This is a genomic window from Streptococcus mitis, from assembly GCF_013305725.1.
Lineage (GTDB): Bacteria > Bacillota > Bacilli > Lactobacillales > Streptococcaceae > Streptococcus > Streptococcus mitis_BO.
The window spans coordinates 1,555,118-1,569,655 of the sequence record NZ_CP047883.1; the positions used below are offsets into that span (position 1 = coordinate 1,555,118).

Below are 14,538 nucleotides of genomic sequence, written 5' to 3' on the forward strand. Positions count from 1 at the left end.
TGTTTTTCATTAATAATGCATAAGAACTTTGTAATCGTAGTCACCGATTTTTTCACGACCGTTCAATTCATCCAATTCAACAAGGAAGGCACAACCTGCTACAACACCACCAAGTTTTTCAATCATCTCGATAGTTGCCTTAACAGTTCCACCTGTTGCTAAGAGGTCATCTACGATAAGAACACGTTGACCTGGCTTGATGGCATCCGCGTGCATAGTCAAGGTATCAACACCATACTCTTTTTCATAGTCAGCAGAAATAACTTCGCGTGGCAATTTACCTGGCTTACGAACAGGCGCAAAACCAATTCCTAACTCAAAGGCAACTGGACAGCCCACGATAAAACCACGAGCTTCAGGCCCTACAATCATGTCGATTTTCTTGTCAGTAGCATATTGAACGATTTCACGAACAGCATAGCTATAAGCATTTCCATCAGCCATCAAAGGACTGATATCACGGAAGGTAATTCCTTCCTTCGGATAATTTTCAATTGTTGCAATGTAATCTTTTAAATTCATCTTTTTCTTTCTTTCAAAGTTTTTTACTCTCTATTATAGCATATTTTTTAAGAAAGAAAAAAGGAAAAGTTAACTTCAATAATTATCTAACGATTTGACGATTTATAACTAGCCATCGCAATAAAGCCCAGTTTCTGTTTATTCTTAGCAAACATTTTATACATCGTTAAAAATTGCTTTCTATTCTCATTTTTACAAGCATTTACACAAATTTTCAAAGTTCCTAGCCAACCTTCGTCATAAATCATACCTGATAATTTCATTAATGTCATTTCACCAGTCAATACTTTCACATCACGATAACCTGATTCTATCATCACCTGTTCCCAACCATCTTGAGTTAAAGGACCTACATTTACATGAATTGCTTGTGACAATTCCTGTCTGATAGACTCTTTAGCTTCCTTAAGAAGCACATCATGTGTCAAAAGAAGACCTTCAGGTTTTAAAACCCTTAGATACTCCATTACACATTTTTTCTTAGCTTGATCGGCTTGCATAGTCAGCATAGCTTCATTTATAACAATATCAAAACTAGCATCTTCATAAGGAAGTTTCATTGCATTTGCTCTTTCAAATCTGATCAAATGACCAACACCTGCCGTTTCAGCAGATTTTTTAGCCACTTCTAAGGCTTGTCCATCCATATCAACCGCAGTTATCTTACAACCAAAACGCTGTGCCAACTCAATTGCTGTAGTTCCCCTATTGCACGCAACTTCTAGTATTCTCTTTTCTTTTGAAAATCCTCCTTCTGCAATTAACCAATCTGTGGCACGTTTTCCACCTGGACGTAAGCGTTTTTTCCCCAGTTTTGCTAAAAACTTATGACCTGCTTCTGACATTTGAACACCTCTATTTTTTCTTCATTATAACATAAAATGATATTGTCTGACAATTCTAATCTATTATTTGATAAACTAGAATCAAAAGCATACAAGCTACCATAACTATAGCATAAATCTATTAATCACCTCTCTAGTTCGAATTCAATGGCTCACGTAGTTTACGTATATAGGTTACGACTACATATTTGTACTTTAGAGTTGCTGGCCTCCTTATCCGTTATATACGCTTTACTATCACGTGCCTATTCGTATAGCCAAGATTTCTCTATCTCTTTCTCTGCCGATTCTTATTTCCAGCGTCAGACTTAAACAGTCTATCCTAATGCCGTTCGATCAGCTACTCACAATAGTCAGGCTTGGGAATCACTTTTGGATTTACTAGTATATGGTACCCGCAGAGGACTTACACCTCAGATGAACGGAATGCCCGTCGTACCTAAAAAAACGAGCACTTTCGTACTCGTCTTTGTTTATAAACTACTGATTAAAGTGAGTTTACGTCAACTTTGATACCAACACCTTGAGTAGTTGTGATAGTCAAGTTTGTTACGTAAGTTCCTTTAGCTGTAGCTGGTTTTGCTTTTTGGATTGTTTCGTTGAAAGCTTTGAAGTTTTCAACCAATTTTTCAGCTTCAAATGATACTTTACCGATGATTGCTTGAACGTTACCTGCACGGTCAGCACGATAAGTGATTTTACCACCTTTAGACTCTTCAACTGCTTTAGCAACATCCATTGTTACAGTACCAGTTTTAGGGTTTGGCATCAAGTTACGTGGTCCAAGGACACGTCCAAGACGTCCAACAAGAGCCATCATGTCAGGTGTAGCGATAACTACATCAAAGTCCAACCAACCGTCGTTGATTTTAGCAACAAGGTCATCTTCACCTACAAAGTCTGCACCAGCAGCTTTTGCTTCTTCAGCTTTTGCACCACGTGCGAAAACAAGAACGCGTGAAGTTTTACCAGTACCGTTTGGCAATACCATTGCTCCACGGATTTGTTGGTCAGCTTTTTTAACGTCGATGTTCAAGTTGTAAGCAACTTCTACAGTTGCATCAAATTTTGCAAAGTTAGTTTCTTTTGCAAGTGCTACAGCTTCTTCTACGCTGTATGCTTTTGTGCTGTCGATTTTCTCAAGAGCAGCACGAAGTTGTTTGCTTTTTTTAGCCATTTTCTATTCTCCTTGTAAGTGGTTCAATCGATTTTCATCTCCCACGTCACTTCTCGAAATGATGAAGTCTTGCGGGTTATATTGGGGGTGTTATTGATTAGTCAACAACAGTGAATCCCATAGAACGAGCAGTACCTTCGATCATACGCATTGCAGACTCTACGTTTGCTGCGTTCAAATCTGGCATCTTAGTTTCTGCAATTTCTTGTACTTGCGCACGAGTAACTGTAGCAACTTTAGTTTTGTTAGGTGTACCTGATCCTTTTTCAACACCTGCAGCTTTTTTCAAAAGAACAGCAGCTGGTGGTGTTTTAGTGATGAAAGTAAATGATTTATCTTCGTAAACTGAGATAACAACTGGAATAATCATACCAGCTTGGTCAGCTGTACGAGCGTTGAACTCTTTTGTGAATCCCATGATGTTGATACCAGCTTGACCAAGAGCAGGTCCAACCGGTGGAGCTGGTGTAGCTTTACCAGCAGGGATTTGCAATTTTACAAGTTTTTCGACTTTTTTAGCCATTTTTAAATCCTCCTTTGTGGTTTTGGCGGTAATTAGAGATTTTTACCTCCCACAAGTATGCTTTACACATACTCATCTATTATACACTATTTATCTATAATTGCAAGAGAAAAGTTTATTTTTTAATCGACGTAATCTCCGCCTTCAAAGCCGTAATATTCTTCCAGACTGAGTCCAGTCTCAGCAATTTCTTTGGCTTCTTTTCCGACATAACGAAGGTGCCATTCTTCAGCCATATAGCCTGTTTCCTTTTCCTTGCCTTTGAGATAACGGACAACAAAACCATAATCAGCCGCATGATCCAAGAGCCATTGGGCCGCTTTTTCTTCTGTCACCAAATCACCATTTGTCCCAATCACATCAAAGGCCAAGCCTGTCTGATGTTCACTATAGCCAGGTCGAGCAGAATAACGGTCAGCTGCTGCCTTCCCATCTTGGTTGACATAATCTTGATAGAGCTTGGTCTGAGTTTCATAACTTCTAAAACCACTGTAATGATCACTAATCGGGAATCCTGCCTCTTGCATAGCTTTGATGAGTTTGACCAACTCAGCCTTGGCTGTTGGATTTTCCCCTGGATTGTAGTCTTTTGACAATGGATAGTGTTTATTGGCTACGATGATTTCATCGTATTTCCCTTGAATGCTGTAATAGTCTCCTTTGTTAACCACTTCTGCTTTTTTCTGGGCAGCTCCTTTAGACTTACTGCCGACTGTTCCATCAGCTTTAGCAGTTTGCTCTGTCTTAGCTGAGCCATCTTCATTTTTTGCTTTTTCTTGTGAACAAGCTGCTAGACTCAAGGCTAGCAAAGCTGTCAAGATAAGGTATCTTTTTTTCATTTCTACTCCTTTATTTCTAATAATTTATCTACTTCTAACGATAATCGTTTGACTAATCTTTTAATCTCATCAGGTTTTGCTTGGCAGGTTTCTGCTGTCATTTCTTCAAAAGGAACCCACCAGACTGGACCACGTTCCTTGAGACCGTGACCATTCATGTCACCTCTTCGTCTAGGAAACAGATGCCAATGAAGATGGGCATCGCCATTTCCTAGCAGTTCGATATTCATTTTCTCAGCAGCAAAGGCCTTGGCAACTGCCTCTTGGACCACACTCATTTCTTCTAGAAAACGGAGTCTTGTCTCCTTTTTCAAATGGTGCAATTCGGTGACATGTTCCTTGGCTAGAAAGAGACTATAGCCTGCAAAATACTGGTGGTCTCCAATCACAAGATAGCCTGTTTCCAACTCTTTGACAAAATAGGGATTTTCTCCCTTCTTGATGAGCTCAATTCTCTGGCAAATCAAACACATATTAGTCTACCAATGCGCTCTTAAGATAAGCATCAACCATACGTTCCGTTGCGACCACCGAGTCAATATGAGTACGCTCATAAGAATGACTAGACTCGATACCAGCACCGAGAAGGGCGTGTTTGACTTCTGCCCCTGCAGACATAGCTGCTGAAGCGTCCGAACCATAAAATGGATAGATATCCAGCTTAAATGGAATATCTTGCTCTTTAGCCAAAGCAACTAAATGTTGACGGAAGTCATAGTGATAAGGCCCTGAAGCATCCTTGACACAGATAGACACTGTGTACTCATCTGTTTGCTGGTCATCTCCCATAGCTCCCATATCCACAGCCAGATATTCAACTACCTGAGCAGGGATATTAGAATTAGCACCGTGGCCCACTTCTTCAAAGACTGAAAAAGCAAAATGGGTTGTTACAGGCAACTCAATCTTCTCTTCCCTATAAATACGAAGCAGGTTAAGCAAAATCGCTGCGCTGACCTTATCGTCCAAATGACGAGACTTGATAAAACCTGTCTCTGTCACGACGGTTCGTGGGTCAAAGCTGATAAAATCACCGACTTCAATTCCCAAGGCACGAGTTTCTTTTTCACTGGTTACTTTTGCATCCAAACGCACTTCCATATTGTCTTGCGTGCGTTCTGCAGTCCCTGCATCCTTATAAACATGGCAAGAAGTTTGGTGGATAAGGACCGTCCCTGATACTTTTTCACCTGTACTAGCCACATGAACGGTACAGTTTTCACCTTCAATCATGTTCCAAGGAAAACCACCGATACGGTCCAACTTGAGACGGCCGTCTGGTTTGACCGCACGGACAATAGCACCCAGCGTATCTACATGGGCAGTCACATAGCGTTGTTGCTCATCATTTTGACCTTTGATAGTCACATTGACACCGCCCTTGGCTGTGCGAACCGGCTGGTAACCAAAACCTTCTAGAGTCTTGACTAAATAGTCCGAAATCTCACGAGTGAAGCCCGTTGGCGATGCAATAGCTGTCAGTTCTTTGATATATTCTACTGTTTGATTCATTTCTTCACCTCTTTTGCTACCTATTATAACACATTTATCATCGGATAAAAAAAGAAAATCACTCCTGTAGCCTTGACTACAAAAGTGATTTTAATGATTATTCCATTTCAAAAACATCGCTTTCTTGCTTGTTTGGTAGAACCAATGAGAGCAAGATTCCGACAACGGCTGGTACTAACCATGGGAGTGATGCCTTGGCAAAAGGAAGAGCGTTGACAAGATTTGCAAGAAACTCAACTTTAAATGAGCTTCCTAGTACGCTTGCAATGGCAATGGCTGTAACCACAGCAATTGTCAACTGCATACCTGGTTTTGAAAGAGCTACAAATTTGTTGACAATGACAATCATAACGATAGCAATCGTGATTGGGTACAAGATAACCAGTACAGGGATTGAGTACTTGATAATCGCATCAAGACCCAAATTGGCAATGGCAAATCCAATCAAGGTAAAGGCTGTAGCATAAACCTTGTAGCTGATTTGTGGGAAGCGCTCATTAAAGAATTCAGCTGTTGACACAATCAAACCAACCGTTGTTGTGAAGCAGGTTACGGTAACCATAGCTGCAAGGAAGAGTTGAGCTGTTGAGCCAAAGATTTCTTGAGTGGCTTGTGACAAAATATAAACACCTGGTGTTCCACCTTTCATCGCTTCAGCTGGTACTGGGAAATGATTTCCAAGGAAACCTAAACCGATGTAAAGAGCGCTGAAGGCAAGGGCAACAACGATACCAACAACCCAAATGGTTGAAATGTATTCTTTCTTACTTGAAAATCCAAGTTGTTTCAAGGTTTGAACTGCGATTACGCTAAAGGCAACTGAAGCAAGAGCGTCCAAGGTATTATAACCTTCTAGGAAACCTGTACCAAAGGCAGAAGCTTGATAAGCAGCTGAAGCAGCTTGAGGACTTGTTCCACCGTATTTGAAAGCTCCTAGGACAACCAAGATAACAATCAAAATCGCAAAGACTGGCGTTAAAATACGGCCGATACGGTCCAAGATTTTTGATGGATTAAGCGAGATTAGATAGGCTGCTGCAAAATACAGAACAGTAAAGACAATCAAGCCAAGTCCTTTATTTGCATCCGATAAAAGGGGGCTAATCCCTACTTCGTAAGCTGTTGTAGCAGTACGTGGAATAGCAAAGAATGGACCGATTGACAAGTAAAGAACTGAGAGGTAAAGAGTCGCAAACCAAGGCGCTATCTTCGTTGAAATCTCGTAGATATATCCTTTAGGATTTAGCGTTCCAATAATAAGAGTCAAGACGGCGATACCAACGCCTGAAAAGACAAAACCTGCAATGGCAGGAAGAAAATGTTCTCCAGATAGAGCACCTAGAGAAGGCGGAAAAATCAAGTTCCCCGCACCAAAAAATATTCCAAACAGGAGTAAACCTGTTAGGGCACCTTTTTTAGCCATGTAAATCTCCTTCATATTTATAAAATACTGACCTAGTATATCATGAATAAGAGTATGAAAAAAGCTTCACGAAGTAAATATTGAATGTTTTCAAGATTCTTAAAAATGAGAATTATCTAAAAATAAAATTCTCCTACCCAGTCCACACCAAGTAGGAGAAAATTCTACTGTTTAAAGTTCTTCAAAGGCCATCATGCCACCTTGTACATTGATAACCTCATAACCTTGTTCTGATAAGAATTGGCAAGCACGCGCTGATCTAATTCCAGATTTACAAATAACATAATGTAACTGATCCTTGTCCAATTGATCATAGATATCGGCTAATTGACTCAGAGGAAGATTCTGGGCACCGTCTAAATGAAGAGCTTCAAACTCATCCACTTCTCTCACGTCCACTAAAGAAAGTTGGTCGTTTTGGTAAAGCTGGTAAAATGCGTCAAAGGTTATTTCTTTCATTCTTTTTCTCCTAATACTCTTCGAAAATCAAATTCAAACCACGTCAGCGTCGCCTTACCGTACTCAAGTACAGCCTGCAGCTAGCTTCCTAGTTTGTTCTTTGATTTTCATTGACTATAAAATGGTTTTAATTCTTTTTTTCAACTCTGGCACCACTTCTGACTCAAACCAAGGATTTTTGGCCATCCAGATTTGATTTCGCGGTGAGGGGTGTACCAGTGGAAAATAGGTTGGCAAGTAGTTCTGGTAATGTTTTACCCGTTCTGTCACCTTGCCACTGATTTTCTCATGTAAATAGTAGGCTTGGGCGTACTGGCCAATCAAGAGTGTTAATTGGATATCTGGTAATTCTTGCAAGAGCTGCGGATGCCATTTTTCGGCAAAGCCAGCTCGAGGTGGCAGGTCACCTGACTTGCCATGCCCTGGAAAGTAGAAATCCATAGGCAGAACAGCAAAATAACCTGAATTGTAAAAAGTATCTTCATCCACACCTAGCCACTCACGCAAGCGGTCACCACTTTTGTCCTTCCAGTAAAGGCCTGCTTCTTGAGTTTTAAGACCAGGCGCTTGACCGATGATATTGATGCGAGCAGTCTTTGGCGCTGCAAAGAGAGGCTCAATACCACGCTCTGTATAGGTAGCATTCTGTGGATCTAACATAATAGCCTGCTTGATTCTTTCGATTTGAGACATCTACTTTCCCTCCAAAAAGAAGTCTAAGCATACAATCTCAGACTTCTATCGTTTTATTTGATCAATTCGTAAATAGCTTCGGCATAGATTGCTGCAGCTCGGAAGAGATCATCCAAGGCGATAAATTCATTGGCTTGGTGCATGGTGTCAATTGAGTCTGGGAACATGGCACCATAGGCAACTCCGCGTTCTAGCAAGCGACCAAAGGTTCCACCACCGATGACTTGCTCGTGACCTTTAAGACCAGTTTGTTTTTCATAAACATTCAACAAGGTTTGCACAAGTGGATCTTCCATTGGAACATAGTGAGGCGTGTGACCGTGTTCAGAAAGGCTAACAGAAGCAACTGGCAAGTTTTCAAGGATTGACTTGATTTGCTCTGGACTTGTTCCTTTTGGATAGCGGATATTAAGGGCAATGGTATTGTCAGCACTTGTTTCATCGAAGCGGAAGACGCCGGCATTCATAGAAAGAGCACCCATCTTTTCATCCACATGAGCAATCTTGAGATTTTCACCCTCATGGTCGTTCAAGAGAATTTTACCAGCGATGTCAAGGTAGTCTTTGGCTGGACCAGCAAAGTCAAACTGGCTAAGGAAGAGGGCTAGGTAAGTCGCACCATTGATGCCTGAAGCAGGCATAGCACCGTGGGCTGATTTACCAATAATCGTCACCTTGTATTGGCCAGCTTCTTCTTGGAGTTCTCCTCTAAGTTTGTGTTCTGCAACAAAGGCATCTAGTTTAGCTTGCAAGTCAGCCAAATCACCTGAAACGACTGCTGTTGCTGATTCTGGTACCATATTTTCACGTAAACCACCTTTAAAGCTGTGAAGACGGGCTGCACCTGTATTTTCACCTGCAAAATGTAGATATTCTGTAATGTTTCCTTTTTCACCGTTGATGATTGGGAATTCAGCGTCTGGAGAGAAACCAAAATCTGGTTTCGCAAGTCCTACGTGCTCGAAGTAGTAGTCCATATCTGCCCAGCCTGATTCTTCGTCTGTTCCGACGATGAAACGAACCTTCTTAGAAGTTGGAAGGCCCAATTCTTTGATGATTTTCAAACCATAGTAGCAAGCTGTTGTAGGTCCCTTGTCGTCCGAAGCTCCACGCGCATAAAGGCGACCGTCTTTGATAGTTGGCGTGTAAGGATCTGTGTCCCAACCGCTACCAGCTGGCACCACATCCATGTGGGCAAAGATTCCGAGAACTTCTTCTCCATCACCAAACTCAAAATGTCCTGCATAGTTATCGACATTCTTAGTTGGATAGCCATCACGGTCTGCGATTTCAAGGAATTTCTCCAAGGCTTTTACTGGACCAGGTCCAAATGGATGCTGGGCATCAATCTTGCTATCATCACGTTCTGAGTTGATTTCCAAAAGGCTAAACAAGTCAGCCAAAAGGTCTTCTTTGCGTTTTTCTACTTCTGCTGTAAAATCAATTGCTGTCATATTATCTTCCTTCTATCTTTTCTCGATGATTTCATCTACTGGCAAGCGGTAGCTTGGTTCTAATTTCTCGTCCGTATAACCTACTGTAATCAAGAGTTCTGGGCGGAAACGTTCTTCGATATCCAAAACTTCGTTGACTTTTGATTTGTCAAAACCAAGTATAAGATTTGAGCCAATTCCTTGGTCTGTAAGAGCCAGAACCAAGTTCATAGCAACCAAACCTGCATTGAGGGCTAGGTAGTCGCTGACCTGTTGTTCATTGTAACGTGCAAATTCAGCAGGCAAATTTTTCATGAAGTATTGTAGTTGTTCTTCTGAGAAATTGTTAGCACCACCAACTCGGGCAATCTTACGAGCACGTTTAGCCAAATCTGTGTCTGTAAACAAGGCAATAGTTACAGGCGCTGATGATACCTGTTCAAAGTTTGAACCGTAAGCCAATTTTGCCAGTTCAGCATTTTTCTCACGTACCACCACAAATTTCCAAGGCTGGCTGTTGTGGGCACTTGGTGCCAAGGTTGCAATTTCGATAGCCGTACGCACATCTTTTGGATCAACTGGCTTATCAGTGAAATGCTTAGTTGCATGACGTTTTTTATTTAATTCAAGAAATTTCATAATCGATTTCCTTTTCTAATTCTACTGCTTCCATTCTACCATAATTTGAAAGAGGTTGCAGGGATTTTTCGTAGAGACAAACTGGAACAAGGATGAGCAACCGAATGAAGAAAATCATTTAAATAAGGAAGCCCCTCATCCAGTTCCAATTAATTTTCAGTTACTTAAAGAAACTAGTCTATCTTATATTCTGACTTTATAGCCTCCAAGAAATCCTTCACATCCTCTACATACCCATGCTTTTCTATTAAGCTTGCTAATAGTTCTAGATTGTGCCCCTGATAGTTGTCTTCTCTTCGTAGCTCTTCATACATTTCGATAAAGGGAAGTCCCTTGGACTTGGCCAATTCTAACTCAGCCTCGTAATCATAAGCGACTTTACGAAATAGAATATTTACCAAGTCCCCATCTTCAACTTCTATCACGGCATACTGGGCACGGTGATTTTTTAACGCCTCCCAATTAAAATAGGGCATGCCAATCGACCCTGGATTGATGATTTGTTGCCCTTGACTGCCATAACGAAGCAACTGCTTGTGGACATGACCATAGACTGCTACGTCCGTTTCAGCATCTAGCAGTTGGTCAAATTTTTCTGTATCATTCCCAACCAGTAGGTCCCCACCATAGTTTTTGTCAGGTAAATTATGAGAGATAGAAAAGCGTAGTCCCTCAACTTCTTTCTTTTCCAGCAAAGGCAAGCTTCGTAGCCAGACAATCGTTGCAGGATCCATTCGCTCCATCAAAAACTGGGTCATGCGCATTGACTGGATTTCTTTCGGATGTTCCAAACCATATTCGCCATCCAAGGCCTCAAGGACACGATCATCCCAATTGCCTCGAACACTGGCTGTGATAGGAAGGTCCTTTAGCAGGGCGACCAAGTCATTCGCACCTGGACCAGGAAGAAAAATATCTCCCAGAAGCCAGTATTCACTGACTCCTTGATTTTTAGCATCTGCGATCACTGCTTCTAAGGCCGTCGCATTGCCATGAATATCTGATAAAATTGCGATTTTATGGTTCATGATGATCTCCTTCTGTTTGATAATCTACTCTTTCTTCCGCCACTTGAGCTAATTCCACTTCTTCCTGCGGGTTCAACTTTCTTTGCACAGCCTCTGCTACTGCTCTCGGTACTCCAACTTCGACAATCTCATCCACACTGGCTTCCTTGATTTTAGTCAGAGACTTGAAATGTTTCATGAGATTCTGCTTGCGTTTAGGTCCCAGACCGTCAATTCCATCCAGTTGTGAAGAAAAGGAATTTTTGGAGCGCAGTTGGCGGTGGAAAGTAATGGCAAAGCGGTGCACCTCATCTTGAATGCGTTGCAAAAGGAAAAATTCCTGAGAATTACGAGATAACTCCACCACCTCAAGCGGATCTCCGAAGAGCAGCTCATGGGTTTGATGCTTGTCGTTCTTTTGAAGCCCAGCAATTGGAATATCCAAGCCCAGCTCCTCTTGGATGACTTGCTTGGCGATATTAACTTGACCCTGTCCCCCATCAATGACAATCAAGTCCGGTGGCGTTAATCCCTCACGCTGTACTCGACCATAGCGCCTGCGAATGACTTCTCTCATACTGGCATAGTCGTCTGGCCCGACTACGGTCTTGATTTTATACTTACGGTAATCCTTCTTACTAGGTTTTCCGTTGACAAAGACCACCATGGCAGAAACAGGGCTAGTTCCCATGATGTTGGAGTTATCGAAGGATTCGATGCGGACTGGGGTCGGAATTTGGAGCAAGCGTCCTAGATTTTCAATAGCTCCTTGTGTCTTTTCGACAGATTTTTCTAACAAATTGAACTTCTGCTCTAGACTGACTCGAGCATTCTTTATAGCCAAATTGACCAGTTGCTTTTTCTCTCCACGCTGAGGCTTAAGAATCTTGGTGTCTACCAAAGCCTTGACAGCTTCTTCGTCAATATCCCGCGGAATTAGTACCTCATTGGGAACCAGGTGGGATTTTTCTTGATAGAATTGTCCCACGTAGGTCAAGAAGTCCTCATCCGGATCATTATAATAAGGGAAAAGATTGACATCGCGCTCAATAAGCTTTCCCTGACGGACAAAGAAAACCTGAACACACATCCATCCCTTGTCCGCATAGTAACCAAAGACATCCCGATTTTGGAGATCCTTGGCCATGACCCGTTGCTTGGTTCGAAGCGTTCCAATGGCTTGAATTAGGTCACGGTATTCCGCCGCACGTTCAAATTCCATAGTCTGGGCTGCCGTTTCCATCTTGCCCTTTAGGTCATCAATGATTTTGTCATCTTGCCCTTTTAGGAAATCAGAAACCTCCTGAGCCATAGACTTGAAGTAGGACTCATCCTTCTTACAGATAGTGTGGGCCATACATTGACCGATATGGTAATAAAAACAAACCTTAGAAGGAGGATTGGTACACTTACGAAAAGGGAAAATCCGATCCAGTAGTCGCTTGATTTCATTGGCTGCTCCCACATCTGGATAGGGACCAAAATAGAGACCTCCATCCTTCTTGACCTGACGGGTGATAATCAAACGAGGATAGCGCTCATTGGTAATTTTGATGAAAGGATAAGACTTATCATCCTTGAGCATGATATTGTACTTAGGCTTATTTTCCTTGATCAGATTGATTTCTAGGAGAAGTGCCTCAATATTAGACTCCGTAACGATAAATTCAAAATCCACAATTTCAGACACCAAGGCCTCTGTTTTGGTATCATGACTTCCACGGAAATAAGACCTCACGCGGTTACGCAGATTTTTAGCCTTTCCTACATAGATAATGGTACCGTTTTTATCCTTGTGAATGTAGCAACCAGGGCTGGTCGGCAAGAGCTCTAGTTTTGATTTAATCAAGTTATTCATAGTTCCATTATAACAAAAAAGTAGGGAAAGATAGTTCCCTACTCATTGGTCTCATATAATTTTCGAAGTCTTTCAACATCCTCTTTCTGGATACCATAAAAGGAACCTGCTGGTTGCATGACAGACTTCTCATCTGTATGGTCCAAGCCAATCGCATGACCCAACTCATGTTCTGCCGTATGGACAATACGCTCATAGGAATAGCCATAGTTAGGATTGGACAGATAATAGTGATTCAGACGCACCGTTACGGATAAAAATTGCCCTGTTAAGAGATTGGTCTGACTTTCTGCCTCTCCTGCCACAGGAGTACCTCCGTCATTCATCTCCGTAGCCAAGATATCTACCTTGCTGGACTCGGTGACAATTTCAAAGCTAAAAGCACCAGTTTGATTCCAATTCTGAATCGCTTCTACATAAGCTTCTTGAAAGCGTGAATCCATCTGGGGATCCAAGTAAATACGAGCAGAAGCCTGTGGCCACCTTCCTTCAGAATGTTGGTGGCTATCTGTCTGGTTCAACTTAGGCAGTTGCCCTGTTTTTTCCCATTGGTCGATACTTTGTTGACCAATTTTTACTGACCGTTCTGCTTGCTTTAGCGCTCCTTGAAAATCCCCGTTCAGATACCAGAGAAGTCCAAAAGCAAAAGCACACAAAAGAAAAGCTATCCAAACTAGACGCCAAAACAAACGCCACACAAAAGAAAAGAAAGCCCCAATCAAACGAAAAATCCAGCGCATATCCCTCCACCTTTCTAGCAAATAAAAGCTATTTTACTAAAACAAGCTGAAAGAAAGCTAAATTATGACAATCTCTCTTCTAATTTGAAATCAATCGGTAGGGTTGCTAAGAACCGTTCCAATTGTTTTTCCCAGTAGTACCACTCGTGAGTTCCAGCACTATGCCTATAGGTCACATTAAAGCCCAGTTTTTTGAGATTTTTCACTGCGAGATTATTGGCTTCGTACAAGAAATCCTGCTCGCCACACCAAGCCCACAGCTTGGTCTTTTTATCCGATTTTTTAGCCAGACTTTCAAGCGAATAGGGACTAGTTGTCCAATCTTTAATCTCTCCAAAAACACCTCTCCAGTAAGCTGGTGTCCCCAGATTTTGGCTTTCAGGAGAAAAATCTTGAAAACTAAGGGCGCCTGAAAAGCTAGCTGCACGAGAGAAACGATTTGTAGCAAGAGCCAGTTTAAAACAGCCGTAACCTCCCATAGATAGACCAGCGATAAAGGTCTTTTCACGCTTGCTGGTCATATTAGGGAAGAAGCGTTTCAAAACCTGTGGCAATTCTTCTGCTAGAGCTGTGTAATAGTCAAAACCATACTGGGTATCGGTGTACCAACCATTGCTGGTATTAGGCATGACAACGATGAGATTGGTTCCTCGAAGCAAGCGTTCTACATTGGTCCGCTTGAGCCAGCTATTATGGTTGCCAGACATCCCGTGCAAGAGGTACAAGACGGGAATATCTTTACAATCTGGTTCTTCCACTCGATTGGCATCGGGGTAAAGAACATTCACTCCCCACTCCATATCCAAAACTTGTGAGTAATACTCAATTTTCATTACTGCCATGATTTTCTCCTTCTATTTTCCGATAA

At 41.8% G+C, this 14,538-nt stretch carries 16 protein-coding genes; all 16 read right to left on the reverse strand.

What is annotated here, in order from left to right:
• Window positions 1-9: 9 nt before the first annotated feature.
• Complete coding sequence (locus M594_RS07610) at window positions 10-522, reverse strand: adenine phosphoribosyltransferase (protein WP_001049318.1); 513 nt, start codon at window positions 520-522, stop codon at window positions 10-12.
• An 86-nt stretch (window positions 523-608) separates the two neighbouring features.
• Window positions 609-1,367: a class I SAM-dependent methyltransferase gene (locus M594_RS07615; RefSeq protein WP_049486836.1), complete on the reverse strand. Its 759-nt coding sequence runs from the start codon at window positions 1,365-1,367 to the stop codon at window positions 609-611.
• Window positions 1,368-1,854: 487 nt separating this feature from the next.
• Complete coding sequence (rplA, locus tag M594_RS07620) at window positions 1,855-2,544, reverse strand: 50S ribosomal protein L1 (protein WP_001085675.1); 690 nt, start codon at window positions 2,542-2,544, stop codon at window positions 1,855-1,857.
• A gap of 97 nt (window positions 2,545-2,641) precedes the next feature.
• Window positions 2,642-3,067, reverse strand: coding sequence for a 50S ribosomal protein L11 (gene rplK / locus M594_RS07625; RefSeq protein WP_001085807.1), 426 nt, complete (start codon window positions 3,065-3,067; stop codon window positions 2,642-2,644).
• 122 nt (window positions 3,068-3,189) lie between these two features.
• On the reverse strand, window positions 3,190-3,906 hold the full coding sequence (gene ldcB / locus M594_RS07630; protein ID WP_049486834.1) for an LD-carboxypeptidase LdcB/DacB: 717 nt from the start codon (window positions 3,904-3,906) through the stop codon (window positions 3,190-3,192).
• 2 nt (window positions 3,907-3,908) lie between these two features.
• Window positions 3,909-4,379, reverse strand: a complete 471-nt coding sequence (locus M594_RS07635; RefSeq protein ID WP_049486833.1) for an HIT family protein — start codon at window positions 4,377-4,379, stop codon at window positions 3,909-3,911.
• Window position 4,380: 1 nt separating this feature from the next.
• Window positions 4,381-5,418, reverse strand: coding sequence for a M42 family metallopeptidase (locus M594_RS07640; RefSeq protein WP_173876414.1), 1,038 nt, complete (start codon window positions 5,416-5,418; stop codon window positions 4,381-4,383).
• A 97-nt stretch (window positions 5,419-5,515) separates the two neighbouring features.
• Window positions 5,516-6,841 carry a branched-chain amino acid transport system II carrier protein gene (brnQ, locus tag M594_RS07645; protein WP_033685412.1) on the reverse strand — a complete coding sequence of 442 codons (1,326 nt, stop codon included), beginning with the start codon at window positions 6,839-6,841 and terminating at the stop codon, window positions 5,516-5,518.
• 171 nt (window positions 6,842-7,012) lie between these two features.
• Window positions 7,013-7,300 carry a rhodanese-like domain-containing protein gene (locus M594_RS07650; RefSeq protein WP_173876415.1) on the reverse strand — a complete coding sequence of 96 codons (288 nt, stop codon included), beginning with the start codon at window positions 7,298-7,300 and terminating at the stop codon, window positions 7,013-7,015.
• Between the two features lie 114 nt (window positions 7,301-7,414).
• On the reverse strand, window positions 7,415-7,993 hold the full coding sequence (locus M594_RS07655) for a uracil-DNA glycosylase family protein (protein ID WP_173876416.1): 579 nt from the start codon (window positions 7,991-7,993) through the stop codon (window positions 7,415-7,417).
• Between the two features lie 53 nt (window positions 7,994-8,046).
• Window positions 8,047-9,447, reverse strand: coding sequence for a dipeptidase PepV (gene pepV / locus M594_RS07660; RefSeq protein WP_173876417.1), 1,401 nt, complete (start codon window positions 9,445-9,447; stop codon window positions 8,047-8,049).
• Window positions 9,448-9,459: 12 nt separating this feature from the next.
• Window positions 9,460-10,065: a nitroreductase family protein gene (locus M594_RS07665; RefSeq protein ID WP_173876418.1), complete on the reverse strand. Its 606-nt coding sequence runs from the start codon at window positions 10,063-10,065 to the stop codon at window positions 9,460-9,462.
• 173 nt (window positions 10,066-10,238) lie between these two features.
• Window positions 10,239-11,093 (reverse strand): metallophosphoesterase family protein, encoded by an 855-nt coding sequence (locus tag M594_RS07670; protein WP_173876419.1) that lies wholly within the window; start codon window positions 11,091-11,093, stop codon window positions 10,239-10,241.
• Window positions 11,083-12,930 (reverse strand): excinuclease ABC subunit UvrC, encoded by a 1,848-nt coding sequence (gene uvrC / locus M594_RS07675; RefSeq protein WP_173876420.1) that lies wholly within the window; start codon window positions 12,928-12,930, stop codon window positions 11,083-11,085. Before uvrC ends, M594_RS07670 begins: the two co-directional genes overlap by 11 nt.
• A gap of 38 nt (window positions 12,931-12,968) precedes the next feature.
• Window positions 12,969-13,670, reverse strand: coding sequence for a M57 family metalloprotease (locus M594_RS07680; protein ID WP_173876421.1), 702 nt, complete (start codon window positions 13,668-13,670; stop codon window positions 12,969-12,971).
• A 62-nt stretch (window positions 13,671-13,732) separates the two neighbouring features.
• Window positions 13,733-14,512, reverse strand: a complete 780-nt coding sequence (locus M594_RS07685; protein ID WP_173876422.1) for an alpha/beta hydrolase — start codon at window positions 14,510-14,512, stop codon at window positions 13,733-13,735.
• Between the last annotated feature and the right edge of the window lie 26 nt (window positions 14,513-14,538).